Raw genomic sequence first — 23877 nt, forward strand, 5'->3', positions numbered from 1 at the left:
TGTGACAGTTTGTGTCTTCGATTGGTACGGGGTAACCCCGGCTTCGCAAAAAGGCTACTGTCGGCGCAGCCAGGCCCAGACCCCTACCCCGATGGCCGCCAGTGCCAGCGCGGCGCGCCAGTCGGCCAGCGCCACGGTTGCCAACCCCAGCGCCACGAACGCTCCACTCAATCTCATGACCCGCTCTCCTGCAGCTGCTTGCGCACTTCCGCACGGATCGCCTTCGGCGCTGCCTGTTCGACCCGTGTAGCCTTGTCCGCCCGCATCGCGACGACGCGGCGCCGGACGGCCGCCATGTCAATGGTGATGGGAGAGTGGGGATTCCGACGGTTCCACTCGCGCACGGATTCGCGCACCTTCTGCTGCTTGGCGTAGTCCCGGTCGTAGACAGCCTTGGCCATCTCGTCCGCGAACTCCTGCTTGGCCAGCCTATTTTGCGACACCATGCGCTGGGTCTGGAAGGTCGCCTCTTGGACCTTCGACACATCAGTGGGCTGGAACCCGATCATTTTGGTGATGGCTTCCGACAGCGTCGTGTCGACCACCTTGCGCCCGCGGGTGTCCTTGTACTCCCCGTCGATCATCATTTCGACGCCCTTACGCAGGTTCTCGGCGGCGCGCGGGGCCATCATCTGTGCGCCTTGGAGCGGGCTGCCCTGCAGCGCCTTGTCCGCGCCCTGGAACATCCGCTGCGCCAGGTCGGCCGAGGGGCCGACGAACTCGGCCACGTCGCGGCTGTAGTCCTCCTTCTTGGTCAGCAGGCCCGTGCCGGGCAGCAGGTCGCCCATCCCCAGGCGGCCCGCAACGTCGATCGGCACGCCCGGCAGGCCGGACACGCCGCGCTCCACGAACGCGCCCGCGCTCTCGCCCAGTACGCTGGCCAAGAACTGCCGGCGCGCCTGCTTCGAACTGAACGAGTAGCCCAGGCGCTGGGCGATCCCGTCCAGAAGATCCTCGGCGTCCTCCACGAACGGCAGGCCGCCGGCCCCACCCATCAGGAACAGCATCGCCAGCATGAACGCCGCCGCGCGCTTGCCCTCGGGCCCGCCGCGCGTGGCCAGCCGGTGCAGCAGCTCCGTGTAGCTGATGCTGTACTGCTTGAAGGTGAAGGCCAGTGCGCCCACCGGGCCGCGTGCCCACTGCGGCTTGTTGCCCTTGTTGTAGACGAATTGCGTGTCGGCGATCGCCTTCTCTGCGAACTGTGCCGGCTCGGCGATTCCGCTCGCAACGGCCGTGCGGTAGGCCGCGATGAAGGTGACCCGCCGGTTGAACTGCTCGGCCAGGCTGAACGGTTTGCCCCACGCCAGCGCCAGCTTGCTCAGCGCATTGGACGCTGCGGCCCGGGCGTTGCCGGTCGTGGTCCCATCGCCGGATTTCAGCGCAGCCTGCCCGCGCGCCTGCGCCAGCAGCTGGTGCACCTCCTGCGGCGCAACGATGCCTTCGCCTTCTGCCTTCTTCAGCGCCGCGTCCAGCTTCGCGTCCCCGGTGCTCGCGCGCATCACGTCGCGCAGCGCGTCTTTCATCTGGGTGGCCGCGCCACGCACGCCGGCCCACTGGGACAGGTAGGGCATGGTGACTGCGAAGGGCTGGGTCATGTTGACCATGGCCGATGCCAGCGAGCCGCCCAGGTATTGCGTGAACAGCAGGCCGCGCAGCGCCTGCGCCTCCTCCTGCGGGTTGCGCACGTAGTCGGTGAGCCGCACGGCCATGTCTTTCAGCTGACCGTCGCTCTTCGGGATGTCATTGGTCGCCCGGGTGATCTCGCCCTGGTGCAGGTTCTGCGACGACAGCCGCGCGTTCGAGTAGACGAAGCCAGCCAGCACGCGGCCGGCGTCCTCGCTGAACCCGGCGATGCCCTTGCGCTGGATCAGCCGCTTCATCGCGCTGCGGTTCGACTTGGCCAGCTTCAGGTACTGCTGGAACATCTGGTGCTGGGCGTCGTCGCCCTCGGCCTCCAGGCCCACCATCTCGCCAAACAGTTCCAGCGTCTCCGGCGTGATCCCGTTGAAGAGCTTGTAGGACTGCTCGGAGTTCGTGCCCATCGTCACCGTCGCGCCCGGGAAGTTCTGGCGCATGCGGCGCGCCATAGCTCCACGCTCCAGCCGGCCTTCGAACATCCCGAAGTACACACGCTCGCCGTTGGCGTCCACCACGTCGAGCGTGTAGGAGCCGAAGCGAGACAGCGGGGCGTAGCCGCGCCGCACCAAGTCGTTGATCCGATCGCCCTTCTCGATGATCTTGTTCGCGGTGTCCAGCAGCACGTCGCGCCGCTGCGGCTGGTCGTCGGCCATGCGATGCAGGTGATCTCGCAGGATCTCGGCTGCGTCGTAGGCGCTGGCGGCGTCCATGACCATGTCGCGCAGCTCGGCCACATCCTTGCCACCGAAGCGCAGCATCTCGGCCTGGCCCAGGCGGTTCAGGCTCTTGTCGGCCGCCGCGCGAAACTCGCGGTACAGGCTGATGTGGTGCGGTGTCGCGCCGAATTCCTGGCGCAGCTCGGCATCGGTGAACACCACGCCGGCCTGCAGGAATTCGGCTTCGAAACGGTTGCGTACCGCGCCCTCGTAGACGTCCAGCTTAGAAGCCTGCCAGCGCTGCAGCTGCTCAGGCGTCACGCGGCGCCGGCGCAGCAGCATCTGCGCCTTGTCTTGGGTCGACAGTTGCGCGTAGCGCGCCTCCAAGTCCGCCAGTTTGGTGAGCTTGCCGCTCTCGTCGCGTGCCCAGATCAGCGTGCCCTCGAACACTGGGCGGCTCAGTGCCTTGGTGTCCTCAGCCGACAGCGCCGTCTTTTTCAGGTCAGCGATGCTGTCGAGCTTGGGCAGGATGCGCGGCGCCAGGTCGGCGGCCTCGGTGGCGTAAAAGCTCACGTCCTGCAGGAAGTCCTGCACGGCGTCGTACACCCGCTTGAACGCCGGCGCGCGCTGCGCCAGATCGTGCATGGTGCCGACGGACTTGTGCCACCAGGAAACAACCCCGGGGGAGCGAAACAGGTCATTGACCGCGTCCTGCGCCTTGGCGCGGAAGTCGCGGGGATCGTTCAGGCCGGCAGTGCGCTCTGTTCCTGCTCGATCAGCTGCTGCAGCAGAGCGGGAATAGAAAATCCGGCCGGAGCGGTCAGGGGAACTGAGTTGGGGTGCATTTGCGAGTAGCCCACCCAGTAGTGCAGCGGGTCGCCCGTCCTGGCCTCGGCTTCCGCCGCTTCCTTCGCGAAGAAGGGCTCGGAAGACAGCTGTGCGCGCCACAGTTCGCCAACCAGCCTGTGCCGCTTGCGCAGAGCGGCTTCGAGTGGATCGTTCTCGCGCGCCGTTCCCACCAAGCTGTCCAAGCGAGACTGCAGCTCCAGTGTCCGAGCGGTGGAAACGTCCATTGGCGAGGTCGAAAGTGATGTTGCGCGAGGCGGGGAAGGCATTATCCATAGCCGCCACCGACGCAGCAATCATGCGCCTCACGTTGCCAACGTGGTCACCGTAGATCCAGGTCAGCGGCGGCACTCCCTCGCCGCCGCGGATTTGGTCGGGGTGTGGGGCCAGGTGCGCCGTGGTGCCGAACTTCAGCGCGCTGGAGATCATCTGCTCCAGCCGGCGGCGCAGCGCAACCGTGCTCAGGCCCGCCGGATCGCCGATGAAGATGCGGCCCGTGTTGTGCGCGAAAGCCGCAGCCATCTGGTAGACCTCGGCGCCGTACTGGCCCTCGCTCATCAACGACACATCGATCCACACGTCGCCCGTCGGCTCAACATCTTCCGGGTTCAGCCCTGGTCGCTGCGTGACCTGGCCCGACATGTCCCCGTCCACCACGTCGTAGCCGTAGAGCTGGGGGCCGTAGGGATTGGGCGCGCGGACCATCAGCCGGGCCGTCATGCCGTCCGGCGCGGTGATCTGGTAGTCCGTGCGGCCGGCGAACGCTGGCATCTTGCGCACCTTGAAGGCTGGGTTCACCTCGGCGACGATCTCCTCCAGCGTCGTCCCTGCCGGCTTGGGCAGCGCGAAGAAGTCGTCCACCTCGGCCAGCGCGCGCAGCGCGCCCGCTTCGCCGTCTTCCGCCATGCTGAATGCTGGCACGCCCCCGCGCGGTCCGCCGCCTGGGCCGCCGCGCTGCACGAACCGCCGCGCCGGCAGGATGAAGTTGCGCACGATCTCTTCATCGGTCATGCGCATGCCGCGCAAGGCCGGCACACGCTCGCGCAGCCAGGTGCGCACTGCCGCAATTGCCCGCTTCACAAAGCCCAGTTCCGGCGCGGTCTGCGCCATCTCGGCCAGCACCTCTTCCGCGGCCATCAGTCGCTGAGCATCGTTGTCCATGTCCAGGCCGTACTGACGTGCCTTCGCGGCCACCTCGCCGCGCCGAACGGTGGCCAGCTGCGCAAGGATGGCCTGCAGGTCCGCGCCGAAGACGTGGCGCAGGCCGTAGTGCCCCAGAACCTCATGGAACAGCACCCGCGTCACGTCCTCGGTGCTGTTCATCTGGTCGGCCACGATGAACACCTCGCCACGGTAGAAGAAGCCTTCCGGCTCCCCCTCTGCGCCCTGGGCCTTCTGCCCCTCGTTGTGCGCGCGGACGCGCTCGGGCACTTTGGGGTCGGACATCGAAGCCACGACCGTGATCTTGGGCGCGTTGGCCCAGTCCTTCACCAGCGACTGGACGGCCTTCGCCACCTGCTCGACGCCGATGCCGGCGCCCGCGCCGCGGCTGAATGCCGGGTCAGTACCAGCTGCTGCATCCTTCGCGCCCTTCCCAGCCAGGCGCGCCAGCACCGCCTTGTGCTTGCCCCGGGCGTCCTCCAGCTTCGCCATGTCGGGCCAATCGCCGGCCGCCTCGGTTTTGTCCAGGTCAGCCTGCTCCTTCTGGGCGCGCTGGAGGCGTGCGCTCAGGTAGCTGTGCTCCGACACCAGGCCGTTCAGCATTGCGTCCACCCAGCGGACCACGGTGGCCGGCGCCTGCATGGAGTCGAGGATCTCGCCATCGCGCGACGCGACGACCTTGCCGCTCTGCGACAGCGTCACTTCCAGGCGATTCGAGCCATCGCGGCCCACATTGCCCTCCGCCGTCACCTCGAAGCCGCCGATGGTTCCCAGCGGCTTCTGCGTCTGGTCGGCGATCGCGTCGACAACCGGCTGTCGGATGGCGGTCTGAATGCGAGCACGGCGGCGGTACTCCTCGCCGCCCACAGTCCAGACGATCGGGTCCACGTCGCCGCGCAGGTCGGAGAAGGCCTCCGCCATGGGCGCGCGCGCCGTGTAGCGCTCCCCGTCGATCGTTACATCGATGGGAGCGGCCCGCTCAACCTCCTTGCCGTCCTTGTCCTGCGTCGTGACCTTGCGGGAATCGATTTCGTGCAGGTAGGTCTGAGCCTCGCGCCAGTTCGTGAACTCGCGGCCATCGATCGTTGCGCTGAAAGCCTCCAGGCGTTCCTGGGCGTCCTGCTGGTACTGGCGAACTTGCTCAACGAGCGGCGCGGCGGCCTCGATCTCCGCCGGCAGGCGCTGCAGCACTTCGGCGGCGCGTCGGCGGCGCGATTCCAGTTCGTTGCGGCTGGCATCGAAAGCGCGCTTGCGCTGCTCGAGCTTCTTCACGTCCGTGCGCAGCTGGATCTCGTGCAGCAGGTCGATGTTGCCCGTCGCTGCGGCCTGCATCTCGCCGGCCGACAGTTCCAGATCCTCGAAGGCGTTGTCCACCTCGCGGCCCACCTTGCGGGCACGAAGCTGGTTGATCATCTTGAGCTTCGTCTCCTGGACCTGCCACATGCGCATGTCCAGCGTGTCCTTGGTGACGTAGGCAAGCACCTCGACCTCAAAGTCGGGCAGCGCGGCCGGGCCGTGCGCCAGGACGTTGCCCTGCCGGATGATGCGGCCCTCGCGCTGCTCCACATCCGACGGCTTCCATGGCACGTCCAGGTGGTGCAGCGCCACTAGGCGCTCCTGCACGTTGGTGCCGGCGCCCATCTTCGGGGTGGAGCCCATCACCACGCGGATGTCGCCCGCGTTGACCTTGCGGAACAGCGCGGCCTTCTGTTCGTCGGTGTTGAAGTCGTGGATGAAGGCGATTTCTTCGGCGGGCACGCCCTTTTCGATGAGCGCCGCCCGCAGGTCGTCGTACACGCTGAACCCACGCTCGGCCGCGCGCACCGCATCCAGCCAGTCGGCGCCCTTGGCGTCCATCTCCTGCTGTGCCGCCTCGGCGTCTTCCGCGATCGCCTGCGCCGCCTCGTTGCCGAGAGTTGCGCTGGCCAGGATGTCCTCGCTGGCCGCCGTGATGCGGCCCTGCAGCGCCTCGTACTCCTTGAGCTCGGCCTTGGCGTGCTTCACGGGCGTGCCCAGATCGGAGAACACCAACTGCGTGCCCTTGACGTGGGCAAACCGCTGGTAGCGCGCCACGATTTCATCGCTGGCACGGTCGATGCGTCCGCCGGGCTCGCGCTCGATCGCCTTCGGGTCCACCAGTCGGATGTCCATCGCCGCCTTGCGGCCGTCGCCCATGATGACCAGCACGTTGTCCTCGCCCTTCTTCGGCGGGCCCTTCCTGGCCTCCAGCACCTGGGCGCGGCGCGCGAGGTCTTCCATGTAGGCTTCCTGCGCCGGCGTCTTCTCCAGCGACACGGGCGTGCGGCGGTCGCCTTTCAGGCGCGGCAGCGGGAAGGTCGCGCCGTCGTTCTCCTCGGCATACGCCGCCTTGATGTCGTCCATGGTCACCGTGTCGCAGACCTGGTCGAACATCTTGAGCAGCTCGGGCGTGTTGACGAAGTTCGCCATCCGCGACGAGGCCTTGAATCCGTCGCCGCTGGGCTTCTGCATCCACACCTGATCGACGCTGGCGAAGGTGTTGGCCCAGGCGTCGAACGACTCGAACCCCAGCTCGCGCATCTGGGTCGGCATCAGGTACCGCATCATGTGGTACATCTCGGCCAACGAGTTGGACACCGGCGTGCCGGTGGCCGCCACGAAGCCCTGGTCGCGGCCGTTCTTTGCGAAGATCTGGTTGATCTTCACCAGCATGTCGTAGGCACGCTGGCTGCCCTGGCTGTCGCCCAGGCCCTGCACGTTCTGCATCTTCGTGCTGAACATCAGGTTCTTGAACAGGTGGAACTCGTCCACGAAGAGCTGGTCGACGCCGATCTGCTCGAAGTCCAGCAGGTCATCCATCGGCTTGTCGCGCAGCGCCTTGATGCGGTTCTCCAGCCGCTCTTTCAGGCCCTCCAGCTGCTTGACCGTGCGCTTCTTCTGGCCCGCATCGCCCGTGCCGCCGCCCACCTGCTCGATGGTGCGGGTGATCTTTGCAATCTCCTGGCGATTGAACGCGGCCTCGAACTCGGGCGCCGGCTTGATGAAGCCGAACGACGAGTGGGCGATGACCACGGCGTCCCAGTCGCCGGTGGCGATCTTGGCCAGGAAGCGGCGGCGGTTCGCCCGCTCAAAGTCCTTCTTGGTGGCGGTCAGGATGTTCGCGCCGGGGTACAGGCGGTAGAAGTCAGCCGCCCACTGTTTCACCAAGTGATTCGGGACGGCAACCATCGGCTTGCGCGCCAGACCGGTGCGCTTCAACTCCATCGCGCTGGCCACCACGGTGAAGGTCTTGCCGGCCCCGACGACGTGGTCGTAGAGCACAGTCCGGTCCTGCACCGTGCGGGCGATGGCGTTGCGCTGGTGGCGGCGGAACTTGATGATCTCGTCCGGCACCTTGCCGGGGAAGTCCATCAGGCTGCCGTCGTACACCCGGGTCACATAGTTGTTGTTCGTGTCGTTGTAAGCACGCACCAACATTTCGGAGCGGTCGCTGTCCGCGAAAAGCCAGTCGCTGAACTTCTCCTTGATCTCCTGCGCCTTGTTGTTCGCCTGCTCGGTGGCCTCGGCGTTGACGTGTGTCTTTCCCTCAGAATCCTTGTAGGTGACCTTGATGGGGCGGTTGTTCAGCAACGCGGCCAGCAGCGCCTCGCCGTCTACAGCGGCAGTACCGAAGGTGGAGGTGAACGCCACGTTGTTGCCCGGCTTCACGCTTACCTGGAAGCTGCTGTTCAGCGGCACGTACGTGATCCGGGCCTCGGTGCCGTCGCCGAACAACTGGCTCGCGAAGTCCTCGTACACCTTCGTGGGCACCCACGGCGAACCCACGCGGGCGACGATCTGGTCGGCGCCGACATCCTCCGGCTGGACCTCTTCGAGGGCGCGGATGTTAGCCATGACGCCAGCCGCGCGGGCCTGGGCGAGCTTTGCGCGCACGTTACCCGAGAGGTAGGCGTCGCGCAGCACGTACTCATCGGTGGCGGGGTCGCGGAACAGGGCGGGCTTGTCGCCGCTGGCCAGTTCGCGCAGCACATCGTCGGGGTCGCGGCCCAGCAGCTTGCCGATGTACGAGGCGTCGAGCTTGCCGCGCTCGGCCATCGAAACGGCCAGCGCATCGGCCGGCGAGTCGACCTTGCGCACGGGCTTGCGCGCAGCCACCACGCGGCGATCAAAGATAGGCGCCTTCTTCGCGCTGCTCTTCGTGGGCTTGATGCCCTGTCGCTTCGCTGCGGCGGGTCCGACGCCCGGCGTGTAGCCGTGCTCCAGTGAGGCCAGCAGGGGGTAATCGGGGTCGTCCTCGAACACCCGCAGGGTGCTCGGGTCGTTGATGAGCCCGTGCTCCTTTCGGTAGCCGTCGTACTGCTCGTTGAGCCGTGCACGCAGTTGGCCCATGCCCTTGTCGTCGTCGGCCATCTCTGCCGCGATCAGCCCGCGCAACGTGGCGCGCATGGAGGACAGCGCTTTGATGCGCGCGAAGCCGGTGTCGCCGAGCGTCGTCTTCTCGGTCCACTGGGTGGCCGGCGTGATCTCCTGCGCCCGCGCCTCGCCGCCCAGGTCGGGCAGGCGCTGCATCAGCTTGCCGTCCTCGGCTGTGTAGTAGCCGCCCTCCTGCACCGTCGGATTGCGCAGCGCCACGATGGCCGCCTGCTGCTGGCCCGTGCTTGCAGTGTCGGCGATTGATGTGTAGACGCCCTCCGGCAGTCGCTGGACCGCTTCGCGGAGCAGCGCAGCCGTATCCTGCCCCTCGCGGGCCACCAGCGCAGGCATGTCGCCCCGGTACATGGTCCCGTAGGCGCCGAACTCGCCCAGCATCATGTCCGGGTTGTCGATGAAGTACTGGTTGAGGGCCACCTCGCGGCCCTTCGCATCCGTGTGGGTGCCGACGTTCAGCCACCTCTTGGCGTCCTGCTTCGCGGCTCGGCCGCCGATCTCGCCGTCGGGGCGCTTCTGCAGGAAGATGATGTCCGTCGTCACTTCGGTGCCGGCGTTCTTGGAGAAGGCGTTGTTCGGCAGCCGGATGGCGCCCAGGAACACCGTGCGGTCAGCGATGTAGCGCCGCGCGGCGTCCGCCTTGGCGTCGAGGAAGCTGTTCGTCACCACCTGCGCCAGCACGCCGCCCTCGCGCAGCATGTCCACCGCCTTGGCGAAGAAGTAGTTGTGCAGGCTCAGGCCGGACAGGTGCTTCCGGCCGCTCGTGTCCGTCTGCGGGTCGCTGGCGAACGGCGGGTTTCCCACCGCGGCGTCGAAGTAGGCGTCGGTGCCCTTGAACTCGGTGAAGTCCGCGCGCTGAACGTTCTGCTTGGGGTACAGCTGGCGCGCGATGGTGCTGGAAAGGCGGTCCCGCTCGATGGCGGTGAACCGCGTGGCGCTGCGCATGTCGGCCGGCATCAAGCCCAGGAAGTTGCCCACGCCGGCGCCGGCCTCGAGGATCTTGCCGCCGGCGAAACCGAAGCGGCGCAGCGCGGCGTAGATGCCGTCCACGATCACCTCGCGGCTCGTGTAGTGGGCGTAGCGCGTGGAGCGGGCCGCGTCGGCGTATTCCTCAGGCGTGAGCAGTTCCTTGAGCTCGGCGTGCTCCCGTGCCCAGTCGGCATTGTTCGCGTCGAAGGCTTGCGCCAGGCCGCCCCAGCCGACGTAGCGCGCCAGGGTGCGCTGCTCTTCCGGCGTGGCCCAGCGGTCGGGGTCGGCGTCGAACGCCTTGGCCAGGCGGATCGCCGCCAGGTTGTTCTTGAACTTGGTCTTCTGCCCGCCCTCGCCGAGTGCGAAGTCGGCGTCGATGGTGAAGTCGGTCGCCTGCGGCGCAGGGATGACGGGCGCATTCGGGGCCGGATTGGGCCCACCCTCGGGGATCAGTCCTTGCTGTTGGGGTCGAAGTCCGACAGCCCCTGCATCAGGTCGGCGTGCGCGCGGAACCCGGCGCTCTTTCGCATCCGCGGCGTCTGCGCGGGCTCCTCCGGCAGGAACAGGTACTGCTCGCGCACTTGCTCCCACGCTTCCTGCCAGGTCGCCCCCTGCGTCGTCAGCGCTCGCACGCCCGCGCTGGTCGCCTCCGCGGCCTCCGTCAGCGCCTTGTCCAGCGCTCCGGCCTTCTCCAGCCGGGCGTACATCTTCGGCAGGTGCTCCTTCCAGTGGGCGCGCGCCTGCGCGATCCAGTTGGCGTGCTGCATCATTGCTCTCCTTCGATTCGGCCTGAGTATCCGCCGGCTCAGCTTCCGAGGGTTGTTCTTCGACTGCGACGGCCTCGTGCCGCTCGATCTCCGACTTCTCCTCCACGTCGATGACCGCGCGCTTGGTGTCCGCGCCCTGCTTGCCGCCGGCCATGGCGATGTAGGCGCCTTGCAGGTGGTCCAGTGTCAGCGCCTCGGCCGCATCATCGCCCAGGTGCTGGCGGATCTGGTCCAGGGCGAACTTCGCCGAGTCCTTGAACTTGTGGTAGCCCAGGCGAAAAGCCGCGTCCAGCACGCGCGTGAGCACGGGCAGCAGCTTCTGCTCCTGCTCCGGCACGATGTTCATGCGGGTGGACTTGCCCAGGATGTCGCCCAGGTCGGCCAGCGCGTTCATCAAGTCAGCTTTGGCGCGGGTTTCTTCGGCGCTGGGCTTCTTCTTGGTGGCAGGCTTCTTGGCCGGCATCAGCGCCTGCACCGCCTCGGCTGCGGAAGGGAACAGGTCGGCGAACTCGGCGAATGCCTGCGCATCCTTGTCGGCCACCGCCTTGACGGCCGCGTCCTCGGCGTCGAAGCGCTTGGTGCGCATCACGCGCAGCGTCGTCTCCGCTGCCGTCACCTTGAGTTGGGCGGCCTTCTTCTCATCCAGGGTCAGGCCGTCGGCCGCTGCGGCTGTGCGCAGGCGCTTCACGCGCGCCTGCTGCTTTTCCATGTCGGCGGTCAGGGCCGCGTCCACGGCAGGCGGAACGCTCACCGTGCCAGGCTTGGCCTGCGGCTGGTCGGCCTTGGCCTCGTAGCTGCGCATCTCGGCGTCCAGCTCGTCGTTCTGCCCAGACTCGGCCAACTCCTGGGCCGTCATGAATTCCGGCTTCAGTTCGCCGCGCACGATCTGGATGCCTTCGCGCGTCGGGCGCGTGCTCACCGTCTCGCTGATGCGCACGCCGTCCTTCGCGTACCAGCGCACGCCGCGCGCGTCCTGGCGGATCATCACGCCGTCGGCGCGCCGCCCGACGATGGTGTTGCCGTCCTTGTCGGGTGCCGGCGCTGCTGGCGCTTCCTTCGCTGGGGCTGAGGCGACATCCGGCCGGCGCAGGTTGCTGATGAGCACGTCCAGCTTCTTGCCGTCCGCCCCCACCACCCGCGCCATGTCCACCATGCCGATGCCCTTCATGGCCCGGCGGAAGACCGCCTCGATGGTGCTGCGGCCGATGGTGCGGCCCTCCACATCCACCGCGTCGCCCGGCTGGAAGCCCTCCAGCTCGGCCATGGCCCCACTGTTGTCCGGGTCGGGCTTGCCGGTATGCAGCGAGGTGACGGGCTCAACGACCGCCGCCGGCGGGGCGCTGGATTCGGCGGGCGCCGCGGCCGGCTCCGCATTGGCTTGTGCCGCGGTCGACGATTGGGGCGGATTTGGGCCTGATTCGGGCTCGCTGTTGGCGGGCGCTTCGCTTGTAGGCCGCGCCGGCTCTTGCGTCACCTGCTGCGCATTGGTGCTCGGATTGGTCGACGATTGGGGTTCATTGGCTGGCGCGTGCGCCATCTCCACCGGCCCGGCCGTCAGTTCGCGGGCGCTCGGCTCGGTGCCATGCGTGCGCGGCCGGCTGCCCGCAACCTCGCGCCAGCCGTCGCCATCGCGCTCCACCGCCTGCACCTGCACGGACCAGCGGCCCTCGGCATCTGGCGGGGTGAACGCCAATACCCGGTCATGCCCGCCGCCGTAGCTGCGCACGATGTTGCCGGGGGCGTAGTGGTCTGCGATGGCCTGCTGCTTCGCCTGCGCACGCTGCTTCGGCGTGTCCTTCTTCACGGCCGGCTGCGGCGCTGCGGGCGCTGCCGCGGGCAGTTGGCCCTTGTCACCCATGTCCGCCAGCTCCTGCCGGCGCTTCTCGATGGCCGCGGGTCGCAGCGCGGCGGTCACGCCGCCATTGTTCGTCTCTCCCGTGGCGATTTCGCGCTCCAGCCGAGAGCGGCGGCGCTGGTTGGGCGTCATGCCCTCCCATCCAACCTCTTCGACCTGCGCAGAGGACGCCTGCGCGGGCCGCTCGCCCATCGGCTCCTGCTCAACAGCAGCGCCGGCTTCGCCCAGGTGCTTCTCGCGAATGAACCAGCCACCGTCCTTCTTGAAGGTGTAGGGGTCGATCGCCTTGGCAGCGGGCTCATCCAGGTCAGTGCGCACCACGCCGCGCAGCACCTTGCCGCGGCCCGTGGTGTGCTCAACGATCGCCGGCGGCTGCTCTCCCTCCTGCCCGGCGCTTGCTGCATCGGTCGTGGAACTGGGGAACTCCCGAGCCAGCGTCAGCAAGTCCTGCACGGGGGCGTCAAGCCGGATGACCCGCACCGGCTGTGCAGCCTCGCGTGCGGCCATCCACTGGTGATGCCCATCGAGGACATGGCCGTCCCGGGAGACCAGGATCGCACGATTCCCGCCCGTGAACGCCTTGGCCTTCTCCACCTTTTCGCGGCTGAACTCGGCCTGAGTCGGCTTGAGGCTGTCCGCTGCGACTTCCTCCTCCGCGTGCGCCACGCCGCGGGCGTTCATGAAGTTGGCCATGGCGCCGCGATGCTCGGCCTTGATCTGCGGCATCTCGGCGCGGGGCACGCCCAACGTGCCGGACTCCTTGGCGAAGGCCGTCCAGCCGTCGCCACGGTCCTCGCCTTCAATCGCAGGTGCTGCGGCAGACGCTGGCTTGCGCACCACGAACCCGCCCTCCACCGCAACAACCTCGTGACCGGGGCCTGCGGCCTTCGCGGCATTGATGGCCGGCAGGCGCACCGTGAAGGGTTTGCCCTTCTTGTTGGTGATGTCCCCCTCCTGGGCGCCGCCAACGGCTGCGGTAGGCGCTACAGAACCTGCACCAGGTTCAGGGGCTCGCTTGGGCTCGGCTCGGGCGGCAGGACCGCTTCGGGCGGCTGGTTCTGCAATGGCCGGTTCTGGCTCAGTACGTTGGCTCGCGCCAGCGGTGACATTCGTTTGAGTCGCAGCATCGCCTGCAGCACCTTGGATCGCTCCGTCGGGTCTTGCGGAAGCTGAAAGGGCATCTTTAATCTCCTGTTCGCTCGCGCCCAAAGCGCGCAAAAAGTCTTCTTCGGACACGTTGCTGGCCGCGCCGAAGTCGGGGATGTCGGCATCGCTCAGTGCGTCGCCCAGCGAAGCGGCCGTCTGGTCGTCCAGCAGCCGGTAGTAGTCATCGACTGCCGAGCGGTCTTCGTCGCTCAGGTCGGCATAGTCAAGAACCGGCGGTTCCGGGTCGGCCATCACTTCGGCAGGCTCTGTGACCTGACCGGCCAAGGGATCTGCCGCTGCAAAGCCCGTATCGGTGGCCGCAGCGGCGACAGCAGCGCTCGCTGGCTTCAAGGCCACGTCCGTCACGCCTCCGGCGCCGAGCGCCGCTGCCGTGGCGCGCGACAGCGGCCCACGCTCGACGATCTGACCTTGACGCGCCGCAAGTTCATTGCGCGCCTGCTGCCGCTGATCGGCGGTGGCCGCCACGCCGTCCGGCCCGACCGCAATGGTTGGTGCTGGAAGCGCAAGCGTGGGAACCGCAGGGTCGTTCGCGGCAGGAATGGTGGTATCGCTCGGATCATTCGCCGCTGCTGGCCGGCCGCTGCCCGCCAGCGCGTTCGCGCCGCCGCCCATGGCCGCGCCGGTCAGCAGGCCCAGCACTGCAGCCTGGTCAACGCCCTCATCGAGGGGGCGGCCAAGCGCCGCGTTCTGCATCACTTGCTCGTGGATCGACTGCGGCAGCTCCTCCAGCAGACCCTCGGCAACAGCGCCCTCCAGCACGCGGCGCACCACGCCCTTGCCGGTGGCCTGGCTCCGCCCGGCCTGGACGATCATGGTGTCCACGTCGGCGATGCCCAGCGAGCGCGCGATCTTGCCGCCCAACGCCCCGAAAGCAGCAGTGCCGGCGCCGCTGGCCAGCGCGGCGCCGACCTGGCCACCCGTCAACGTGCCATCAGGCGTTTCCTGCCGGATCTGCTCGGCGGCCGAGCCCGCACCCACGACCCCCTCGCCTGCGGCAGCCGCTGCCCACGGCGCCACGCGAGGGGAAAGTGCCGCGACACCGCGGCCCACCACCCCGCCTGCGCCCATCAGCGGCAGGGACTCGACGGCGGCATGCCCGATCACGGACGGGTTCTGCAGAGCGGCGGCGAACTTGCCGCCGAAGCCCTCAGCCTCGTTCAACCGCTGATTGGCTGCCTGCTGCGCACCGCTGTACTGTTCGTCGAGGAAAGCCTTGGCCTCCTTCGGCCGGAACCCCAGCGCCTCGGCGCCCTTGCCGGCGAGGCCCATGGTCGGGATGTCCATCAGCCCGATGGCCGCCTCAGGCACGCTGATCGCGCCCTTGACCAGCGACAGGCCCACATCGCCGGCAGTGCCAAGCGCCGTCCGCTCAGGCGCGGGTGCTTTAGGGGCTTGAACTCCGATCGCCTTTGCGATGTCGGCGTCTGCCATGTCGGGGTAGTACACCTGCCGCAGCACGCTCACGACCTGGGTGTCGTCGAGGTCGCTCCACTCGGGCTTCTGCTGGCGGATCTGATTGATGTCCATGTGCGTGCGGGTCTGGTTCAAGAACGGGCCTGGGCAGCCAGGGCCTTGGATTCGCGCTGTGCACGCTCCTTCTCCTGCTGGAGATAGGCGGCCTGTGCGGCGCTGAAGCGCTGCTTCTTGTCGTCGTCGCGGCGCCTCATCCAGTCCTTCACGTCGCTGCTCAGGTCCACGCGCGTGCCCTTGTTGAGCTCGTCGACCTGCTTCCGGTAGACGGCCTCCATCGGGTCTGCGGCCGTTGCTGCGGCGGCAAGTGCGGCGCTCGTTCGCGCGGAGTAGTTGCGGTTCTCGGCCGTTGGATTCGTGCCCCGCTCCCCGCTGATGCCGCCGTTGTAGCCAGCCATCGCCTTGTCCCAGGAGCCGGTGCGGTCAAAGCTCTCTTTCAGGTGGTAGGCCGCGGCAAGTGCTTGCTCGTTGGGGTCGTCGGAATAGGCGTCGACGCCGTATTTCTTCTGGAAGGCCTCTCGGGTGGCGGGGATGAACTGGTAGACGCCGCGTGCGCCCTTGGGCGACACCTGGTCACCGTTGCTCCGCTCTCCCACGGTTCGGATCGTGCGCAGCACCTCGGCCGGCACGCCGACCTTCTTCGCAGCTGCAGCCTCCGCCCCGTCCCACGCCGGCGAATTGAAGGGGATTGCCTTGCCTGGCGCGCCGCCCTTGCGCAACAGGAACGGGTCGTCGTCCTCGCCCTTCTTCTCGGGCATGTAAGGCGCCAGCGCCTGGTTAATCTGCTCGGTGATGACAGCGCGGCGCTCCAGTAGCTGGCGAGCGCCCGGGGCTTCGGCAGACCAAGAGCCCTCCGCCTGCGCTTTCACGATCGCAGCGCCGATGGTGTCGGCTTCTTTGCGCAGACCATCGACGCGGGTCTTGACGGCGGCAGGGATCTTGGCGTTGTTCTGCGCCTCAGAGAGGGCGAGCTCAGCCGTCTTGATCTGGGTGTCCGCCAGCCGGTCCTGGCGGTCTGCCGTGCGGTTCGCACGATCGTTGCTGATGTTGAACTGCCGCACGCCCTCATAGAAGCTGCGGTCGGCATTGGCCTGCTGCCGCCCCGTCTCTGCCGCTCGCGCCTGCTGCGCCATCACCTGCTCGTACGGCATCATGGCCATGGTCGCCTGGTGCGCATTCAGCTTGATGGGCACGACCTTGTCGCCGTCCTTCATGCCGAAGGAAGCCTCATAGGTCTTGATCTTGCCCAGGCCGGGAACGTCAAGCTCCACAGGCGCGACGCTCACCTCCCCGTCGATCTGGAATCCAGCGCCGGCCAACGCCTTGGTCGCAGAAGCCGCATCGCCGGTTGCTCGGAACTGCGCCAGCGCATCCATCACGCCGTTCTTCTTCAGGGTGCGTGCCGTCTCTTCGATCTGCATCTTCTGAAGTTCGGCCTGGCGCTGGTTGGACTCCAGGGCTGCGGCCTTGTCCAACTGGCCGTGCTGACGGTAGACCTGCGCCGCGCGCGCTGCCACCGCCTCCGGAGCATTCGCCTTGGTAGCGGCGCCATCGGCCGCTGCGCGATCCGCGTAGGTCTGGCCAGCCACCGAGAAGCCCACGGGCTTGTCGACGAGGCCTGCGTTTGGCAGCGCCTGCATTTCTGCGGATCCTGCGTCCCGGCTGTCCGCCCAGTCCGGCAGTTGGTTTGGCCCACCCGTCTCTTGTACCTGCACAGGCTGGGCTGCGTCCTTGAGACCCTGCTTCAGTGCGTCAGCCTCCGCCTGCTCTTTGGTAAGCCGCTGGCGTTGCTGCAATTGGTATTCGCGATCAGCCTGAGCATCGACGATGCGTTGCCCTCGCATGTACCCGTCCACCGCGCTCTGCAGCGCAAAGCCCCATCCCTTTGCCATGTCAGGCCTCCATCTCGTGCTTGAGCCAGTGAACCGCCCGGCCCACCTCGTCGTTGATCGTCTCCAGGCGCTCAACCACGGAGCCCCAGTGCTTCGGATGGTGGTCGCGCATGTAGCGCAGCCGCCCCTCATCAAGCCAGGCCGTGCAGCCCATGCACTCCGGCGCCCGCGTCAGCCCGCGCGCGTAGTACGGGGCCACCGGTAGGCCTTCGGCGGCCAGGTACGCATCCACCTGCGCTGCGGTCCAGCCGCCGATGGGGTAATGCGCCTCCACGCCATCGGCCACGTCGCCGTCGCGCAGCACCGGGGCGGCAAACTCGTCGTCGCGCGTTCCGCGAACCAGCAGCGTGATGCCGTCGGCGCGCATGCGCTCGTACATCGGCCACATCAGGTTGTCCCAGCAGCACTGGTAGCGGTCCACCAGCGGCTGCGCCTCACCGCTCACGCGCCGTCCCAGCGGGGTGTTGAAGGTCGGTACGATGTCGCTGGGCCAGCCCACGGTGGCGCGGTAGGCCTTCACGTCGGTCGTCACGGTGATGAACGCGCCGCCGGCAGCCTCGACGTCCTCGCGCACGCGGCGCACTATGTCGCCCGTCTCGGGGAACTGGTCGCCGGTGTCCAGGTGGTAGACCGTCATGTCGGGCCAGCGCGCGCGCAGCAGGTACAGGGCGGCGGTGCTGTCGCGCCCGCCGCTGAACTGGAAGCCCACGCGGCCGCGGTGTCGCAGCCAGCGCGCCTCATCCGCCGGCACAGCGATGAAGCGCCACACCATCGGCACGCAGTCGTCCAGCATCGACGGCGACACGCCGTCCTGCACCAGCACGTCGGCGAGCCGGTCGACCACCGCGACCGGGGCCTGGGCCGAGTCCAGCCGGAAGCCGGCGCGCGCCGCCCAATCGATCACATCCTCCGGTGCCTGGGCGCGCGCACCCAGCACGCGCTCCAGCTCGGCGTTGTCACCGGCCACGCGCGCCATGTCGTTCACCAGCAGCACGCCGCCGTCACGAAGCACGCGCCGCGCTTCGCGCAGCGCCGCCGGCCAGTCGGGCGAGTGGCATAGCGAGTAGCTGAACACGATGGCGTCAGCACAGCCGTCGACCAAGGGCATGTCGTGGAAGTCGCAGCGCAGGCGGTCGAACTGCGCGGGGCACAGGTCCAGTTGCGCCTGGCTGCTGTTGACCAGCAGGAAGTCCAGGTCCGGCCGGGCCTGCGCCATCAGTCGAGCCATCTCGCCCAAGCCGCAGCCGGCGTCGATGACGCGCGCGCCCTGCTGCGGCGCCAGCGCGGCCAGCAGTACCGCCACATGGCCGGCCTCGTCGGGCGCGTAGAGTGAGCCGTTCAGCACGCGGATGTCTTGGGCCAGCACCTGCTCGGTGGCCGCGTCCACGGCGGCGGGGTTCATGAGGGTCTTCATCACGTTCAGATGGCGATGGCAGCCACGGACGCCACAGCGCCCACTCCCGCCGCGGTGTTCGCGCCCTTTTGCGCCGATGCAGCGCCCTGCGCCGCCGAGATGTTCCCGAAGGCATTGCCCGCGGCGCCCATCCCCTGGATGGCCGTGCCGTAGGCGCCCTGCACGAGGCCGGCGCCTGATTGGCCTGCCGCCAGCGCCGCCGAGGCGTTGCCCACAGCCGAATTGCCTTGCTGCAGCGCCAGCGATGCGTTGGTGGCTTGGCTCGATGCGATGCCTCGGCCGAGGTTGGCAGCGTCGGCCATCTTGGCGGCGCCCACGGTTTCGACCTGTCGGCGGGCGGTGTTCGCAGCCGCGGTGCGCGCCAGCGCCTCCTGCGCGACCAGCGCCTGCCGGGCCCCGAGCATCTTGCCGTCACTGGGATTCACGCCCGAGCGCTGCATGTCTCGGATGGCTGCCTCGCCGGCGGCCGTGAACTGCTGCGACACGTCCGCCATGGCCCGGCCCGCCTCGGCTTCCCGGCGGTCCTCGGTGTCGTAGCTGCGCGCGTCCTGGATCAGCTGCTGTTCGAGCGGCTGGTAGTTCGTCTTGTAGTCCTGGTAGGCCTCTTCGGCCATCCGGGTCTGAGACTGCGATTGCGCCAGTTGAGCCGCGGATACTTGGTTGGCAAGATCCGTCGCATAGTCCCGTGCCGGCGCCTCGGCGGCGTACAACTCCTTGGCCCAGGCCAACTGCTCGGCAGAAAGCTTCGCCTGGCTCATGGCGGTCATGATGGACATCTGGTCCATCGCGCTGCTGCCGCCTCCCCCGCCCTCGAGCGTCATGCCGCCTCCTGCGCGCGGCTGAAAGGCCCGCTCGGGCAGCATGTCGAACTCGGTCTTGTGCCATCGGCTCATGGCTTGCTCCTTTCGGGGCCGCAAGCGTCCTGCGCAGCCGTTTTCACATACTTGGTGGCCACGCGGCGGTAGCCCATGAACTCGGCCATGCGGCCCGCGCCATTCGCGTCACGAGACTCGATCCAGCCTTCGCGGATGCCCAGCGCCAGCACCACGCGTTCAACGAAACGCCACACCCTCACCGCGAGCATGCCGCCGCGGTGCTCGGGGTCGATCCAGAATCGGTCGTCCTGGGTGATGGCGGTGCGGGTGTCAATGCGCTGGCCGACGAACACCAGCAGGCTCGCCACCATGGCGCCGTCGGCTCGCGCTGTCACCAGGAATGCTCGGCCCGCACGCCAGATGTCCAGCAGCCGGGGATAGTCGTAGTCGAGAGGCGGGCCGTCGGCGTTCACCTCGGCGTGGTAGGCGGCGTGGTGGCGCGCCAGCTCGGGCAGCACCTGGTCGATGGCCTCGCACTGCACGAGGTAGTGGCCCCACGGCTCGGCTGGGACCACCGATGGCGAGATCGAACGGTCGTCCCCGTTCAGCACCTCCCGCATGATCTGGCGGGCGGCCTCAAGCGTGAGCACCTGCCCGACTCGTTGCGCCAGCGATGCAGCAAGGGCTCCGCGCATCCGGCAAGCCTACGGGCGCCCGATCCCCGGTTCAAGGGGGGTCGGGTCAGCCGCAGAGGTAGATGCAGGGCACCAGCAGCACCTGATCGGGCGATGCGAAGCGCACGGCCATGCGCGCCTTGGCGACCGTGCGCGAGCGCACGATGTCGTCATCCTGGCGCATGCCGATGCCGCGCATGTCGCTGGCCACGATCAGGTCGCCGCGCTCGATGTCGCCGCCCTGCCCGCACACCAGCACCTGCCCTTCGCCCACCGCGTTCACCACAGCCGCCCGGCCATCGCAGTGCTGCCACCAGCACTCGTAGGGAAGGTCGGTCAGCCCGGCCATGTCCTCAAAGCGCGCCAGCACACCCACGGCGCCGCGCTCGTTGGCGGCGCTGCTGGGCTTGTAGGTGAAGGTGGTGTTGCTGATGTCCGTCGCGGCCACCAGTTCATCGTCCACCACGATCATGCCGACTTGCCACTCGGCGCCCGCCGGCGCAATGCCGATGTGCGACCCCGTGAAGGGCAGGTATCCGTCGGGGATGTAGGCTGCACCCTCTGTAGCGACGTTCTCCAGCGCTCGGCCATTGGTTGCAACACGCAACTGCCGCAGCGTCCCGGTTCCAAGCTGACCTGTAGAGCTTCCCTGAAACAGACCCGCCTCGCCATAGCGCCCTAGCTCTGCGCCCGTGCGAAATGCCGTGAAGGTGCTGTTGTTTGACGCAACGGCGATGAGCGCGCCAACTGGCGCTCCAGCCGACGGGAGATTGGCCGCAGCCACACCGTACCCCTGTTGCCGGTTCAGACCCATCAAGCCGATGGCAGCGCCAGAGTTTGCCCGGAAGCTGGCGCCCGCCTTGTAGCCATACAGGCCAGCACCATCGCCCAGCGTCATCTCCACACCTTCCAGAGTCCCCGTGGTGCCGGCTCGGAAGGTGTCAGCGCTCACAGTGCCCTTCACCAGCAGGTTGCCGTCGATCACCACGCCAGGATCGAGCCAAACTCCACCGCCTCCGTAGTAGCCAGTGACCGAGACGGTCCCCGCCCCGTTGGACAAGGTCACTTCATCGCCGATGCGCAGATGGTCGTTGTTCGAAGGCGTGCCGGTATTGCCCAACGCTGTCCACACCAGATTGCGAGCTGTGTTGTCGGCCGCAGTGGCGCCGCCAGAGCTCGCCGTCGTGCTAGCCCACTTCGCCAGCCCGGATGGCCGCGCCGGGTAGTTGATGAGCGTGGCCAGCACGCCATACGTGTTCAGCGAGCCGCGCTGCCCTTCTGCCCCGGCCGCCCCAGTCAAGGCCTTTGTGAGCGTGAAAATCTTGTCGTACTGCACGCCGCCGACAGTCGCCCGAAGCGTGATAGCGGTGGTGTTTGACGATGCTGCCCAGGTGCCCGCAGCAGTCGCAGAGTAGGCCCCGCTGCTCGCGTTGATGCTGATCGTCACACCATCAGGATTCGATGCGACAGAGTAGGCCACGCCAGTGTTGAGCAGCGTTGTCCCACGGTACACCCGCATGTTGCCGCTGGCCCCTGTGAAGCTGCTGGGCACGCCGGCAGCAGATGCTGGCACGGTGTGTGTCTCGTTCGTGAGTAGGGCGGTAATTGCGCTGACACCATCTCTCAGCCGCGGGATGGTGATTGTGTCGGTGTAGGTCACACCGCCCGACACCAGAGTGGCCGTGTAGCTCACCACGTCGGTGAGCTGAGAGGAGGCGTAGATGTCCCAGCTATTCGTCGTCCCGGCGCCCGGCACGCTGCCCGTGTAGCTGCCGCCGCTGTAGCTCCACGTCACATTCCCAGTCAGGCCCGCCGCGAGATTCGCGGTCAGCACGATGGCCGTGTTAATGTTGGCGCCGGTCTGGTCGACCCGCCACGCCTCGGCCGTGCCCGTGATGGAAATGCCAGCCTCTGCGGCGAGGTCCACCAGGCGCGGACCATTCGCATTCACGCGCAACTGGCCGTTGACGTAGACCACGCCGTTGACGGTGTCCACGCCGAAGGGGATGCGGCCGGCGCCTGGATTTTGAGGGTCGACCTGGCCGGGCCCTGTGCCGATCGTCTCGCCGGGGCCGACAAACGCGATGCTGTCGGCCGCAACGATGAATTTGCTGGTGGTGTTGCCCGCCAGGTCATCCTCGGCCGCCAGCCCGATGCCGGCCACCGCCCCACCCGCGTTGATCTTGAGCGTCCACTGCCCGAGCACGCCCGCGTTGTCGGCGTAGCCCAGCATGACCTCTTCCAGCGTCACATTCGCGCCGCCGAACTCGTCCAGCCGCACGCGGATCTGGTTCACGATCGCGGCGCTGGCCATGCCAGGGGCGGCGTAGGCGTAGATCAGCTGCTGCACGGCCGCGTTGGCGCCGTCCACGGCCGCCGTCACCTGCTCGGACAGGATGGCCAGCGACTTGCTGGCGCTCTGCTCCAGCGACTCGATGCGGCGGATGTCTGCGCCGCGCTTCGCCGCCTCCGATGCCCAGTCGATCTTCAGGAGCTTCTGCACCTCCTCGGGCATCAGATCGAAGCGCGTGGGGTCGTCCAGCCGCTTCATCAGGTCGCGGAAGAGCCGCGAGTTCATGATGCCCTTGGCGAATTCGTCCGGGTCGGAGAGCCGGTACCGGCCGTCGGGCTGCAGTGTCAGCACGCCCGTGGCGCCGGGAGCCAGCTTTCCGATGCGCATGAGGCCTGCGTCGGTCAGGTCGCGCACGGTCAGCACGCGCTCGTAAGGGTCGCCGCGCGCGCCCTGCCGCGCTTCGGCATGCTCGCGCAGCGCCTCGATGGCGCGCAAAGCGGACGGCAGGTCGCGCGCCGGCGGAATGCCGGGAAGGCGTGCGGGTCCGCGAGATGGGCTCACCATGCTCACACCGCCTGCAGTTCGCGCGTGCTGCTGGCCAGGAACACCAGCGTGACGCGGGATTGCGACTCGACCTCCACCTGGTGCTCCAGCCACCGCCCCGGCGGCAGCCGTTGCGGCTCGATGCTCGTGAAGGTCGCCGTGTACCGCAACACGCCGTCACCGAACCAGCGCACGGTGACGGGGCCAGCCTCGAAGTTGCTCGCCACGGTGATCCAGGCGAGCGGCGCCTGCGCGGGCAGCGTGGCGAGCTTGCTTCGCCATTTCCCCGTGCGCTTTCCGGCTCCGATGAAGAGGCCGTGGATGCGGTTGCCGACCGCGGCGCACAGGGTGTCCGTCACCTTGTCCGTCCAGGCGGCCGTGGCGATCACCCCGACGTTCATGAGCTGGTTGGACGCCAGGTCGAACACCCAGCAGCCCGTGGCCGAGAAGATGAAGTAGCAGCCCTCGTGCTCCACAGCGAATGCAGCGGGGTCGGATAGGCCCAGCGCGCGCCAGTCCTCGCGCGTGATGTGCTGCTCGGTCAGCAGACGCACGCTGGTGCCCTCGCAGAAGCACAGGCCGTCAGGGGTCGCGAAGATCACGCCGGCATCCATCGAAACGATCGTGCGCGGGTTCACGCAGGCTTGACCCGAATCGATCTCCTGAGCCGTCATCTGGGACGAGTCAGCCCCGGTCAGCAGGTACACGCCGCCGCGCGTCAGCGCCAGCACGCCCTGGCCGATCACGCCCAGGCCGACCACAGGGTATGGAAGCGTCACCTGAAACTCGATGGGCCAGGCGTAGGGGTGGTAAGGGTCGCTGAAACAGACCGTGTTCCCGACGAAGCCCGCCATGATGCCGTTCGGCACGGCTACCAGGCCCGCCAGGCCGGCCGGCGGCTCAAACCATCCTTCCGTCTTCAGCACATCGCCCAGTTGCTCCCCCTTCTTCGAGTCGGTCACGCTCAGCGTGCCAATGTCGTACTCGGCCACGAACTGGTAGGCGGCGGACGCGGTGCCCGTGTTGCTGCGGTATAGGCGCCACTTCGTGATGTTGCGGCCCGCCGGGGGCGCTGGGATGGAGATGGTGACGGTGTCGTTCTGATCGACGTTCACCAGCACCGACACATCGCTCGGGGCCGATTCCTCGCCCCAGTCGGTGACGTAGGTTGCCCGGTAGACGCGCGAGTCCACCAGACGGTCCACACCATCGGGCATGCGCTTCTCGGTGCTGTTGAGCACCGCGAAGCGGCGCACCTCCTGCCCGAGGATGCGCAGCAGGCCGTCGTAGTGCGCTGTGATGCCCTCGCT

8 protein-coding genes are annotated in these 23877 nt (G+C 67.9%); all 8 read right to left on the reverse strand.

The features are described from left to right. Window positions 1-54 precede the first annotated feature (54 nt). Window positions 55-177, reverse strand: coding sequence for a hypothetical protein (locus tag LG388_RS26730; protein WP_255632212.1), 123 nt, complete (start codon window positions 175-177; stop codon window positions 55-57). Beyond that, entirely contained in the window at window positions 174-14993 is a 14820-nt protein-coding gene (locus tag LG388_RS21690; RefSeq protein WP_225784650.1) for a PLxRFG domain-containing protein, read from the reverse strand. The genes LG388_RS26730 and LG388_RS21690 overlap by 4 nt, the downstream gene beginning before the upstream one ends. A 17-nt stretch (window positions 14994-15010) precedes the next feature. Continuing rightward, entirely contained in the window at window positions 15011-16828 is a 1818-nt protein-coding gene (locus tag LG388_RS21695) for a transglycosylase SLT domain-containing protein (protein ID WP_225784651.1), read from the reverse strand. Between the two features lies 1 nt (window position 16829). After that, window positions 16830-18242 (reverse strand): methyltransferase domain-containing protein, encoded by a 1413-nt coding sequence (locus LG388_RS21700; RefSeq protein WP_225784652.1) that lies wholly within the window; start codon window positions 18240-18242, stop codon window positions 16830-16832. A 5-nt stretch (window positions 18243-18247) separates the two neighbouring features. Further along, complete coding sequence (locus LG388_RS21705) at window positions 18248-19135, reverse strand: hypothetical protein (RefSeq protein ID WP_225784653.1); 888 nt, start codon at window positions 19133-19135, stop codon at window positions 18248-18250. Then, window positions 19132-19707, reverse strand: coding sequence for a GNAT family N-acetyltransferase (locus LG388_RS21710; protein WP_225784654.1), 576 nt, complete (start codon window positions 19705-19707; stop codon window positions 19132-19134). Before LG388_RS21710 ends, LG388_RS21705 begins: the two co-directional genes overlap by 4 nt. A gap of 91 nt (window positions 19708-19798) precedes the next feature. Further along, the gene (locus LG388_RS21715; RefSeq protein ID WP_370630219.1) at window positions 19799-22594 is read right to left on the reverse strand and encodes a hypothetical protein; all 2796 of its coding nucleotides are present in this window, start codon (window positions 22592-22594) and stop codon (window positions 19799-19801) included. Continuing rightward, a complete protein-coding gene (locus tag LG388_RS21720; protein WP_225784655.1) occupies window positions 22591-23823 on the reverse strand; it encodes a hypothetical protein in 1233 nt (410 codons plus the stop codon). The genes LG388_RS21715 and LG388_RS21720 overlap by 4 nt, the downstream gene beginning before the upstream one ends. Between the last annotated feature and the right edge of the window lie 54 nt (window positions 23824-23877).

The organism is Xenophilus sp. Marseille-Q4582 (assembly GCF_916700565.1).
GTDB lineage: Bacteria > Pseudomonadota > Gammaproteobacteria > Burkholderiales > Burkholderiaceae_C > Xenophilus.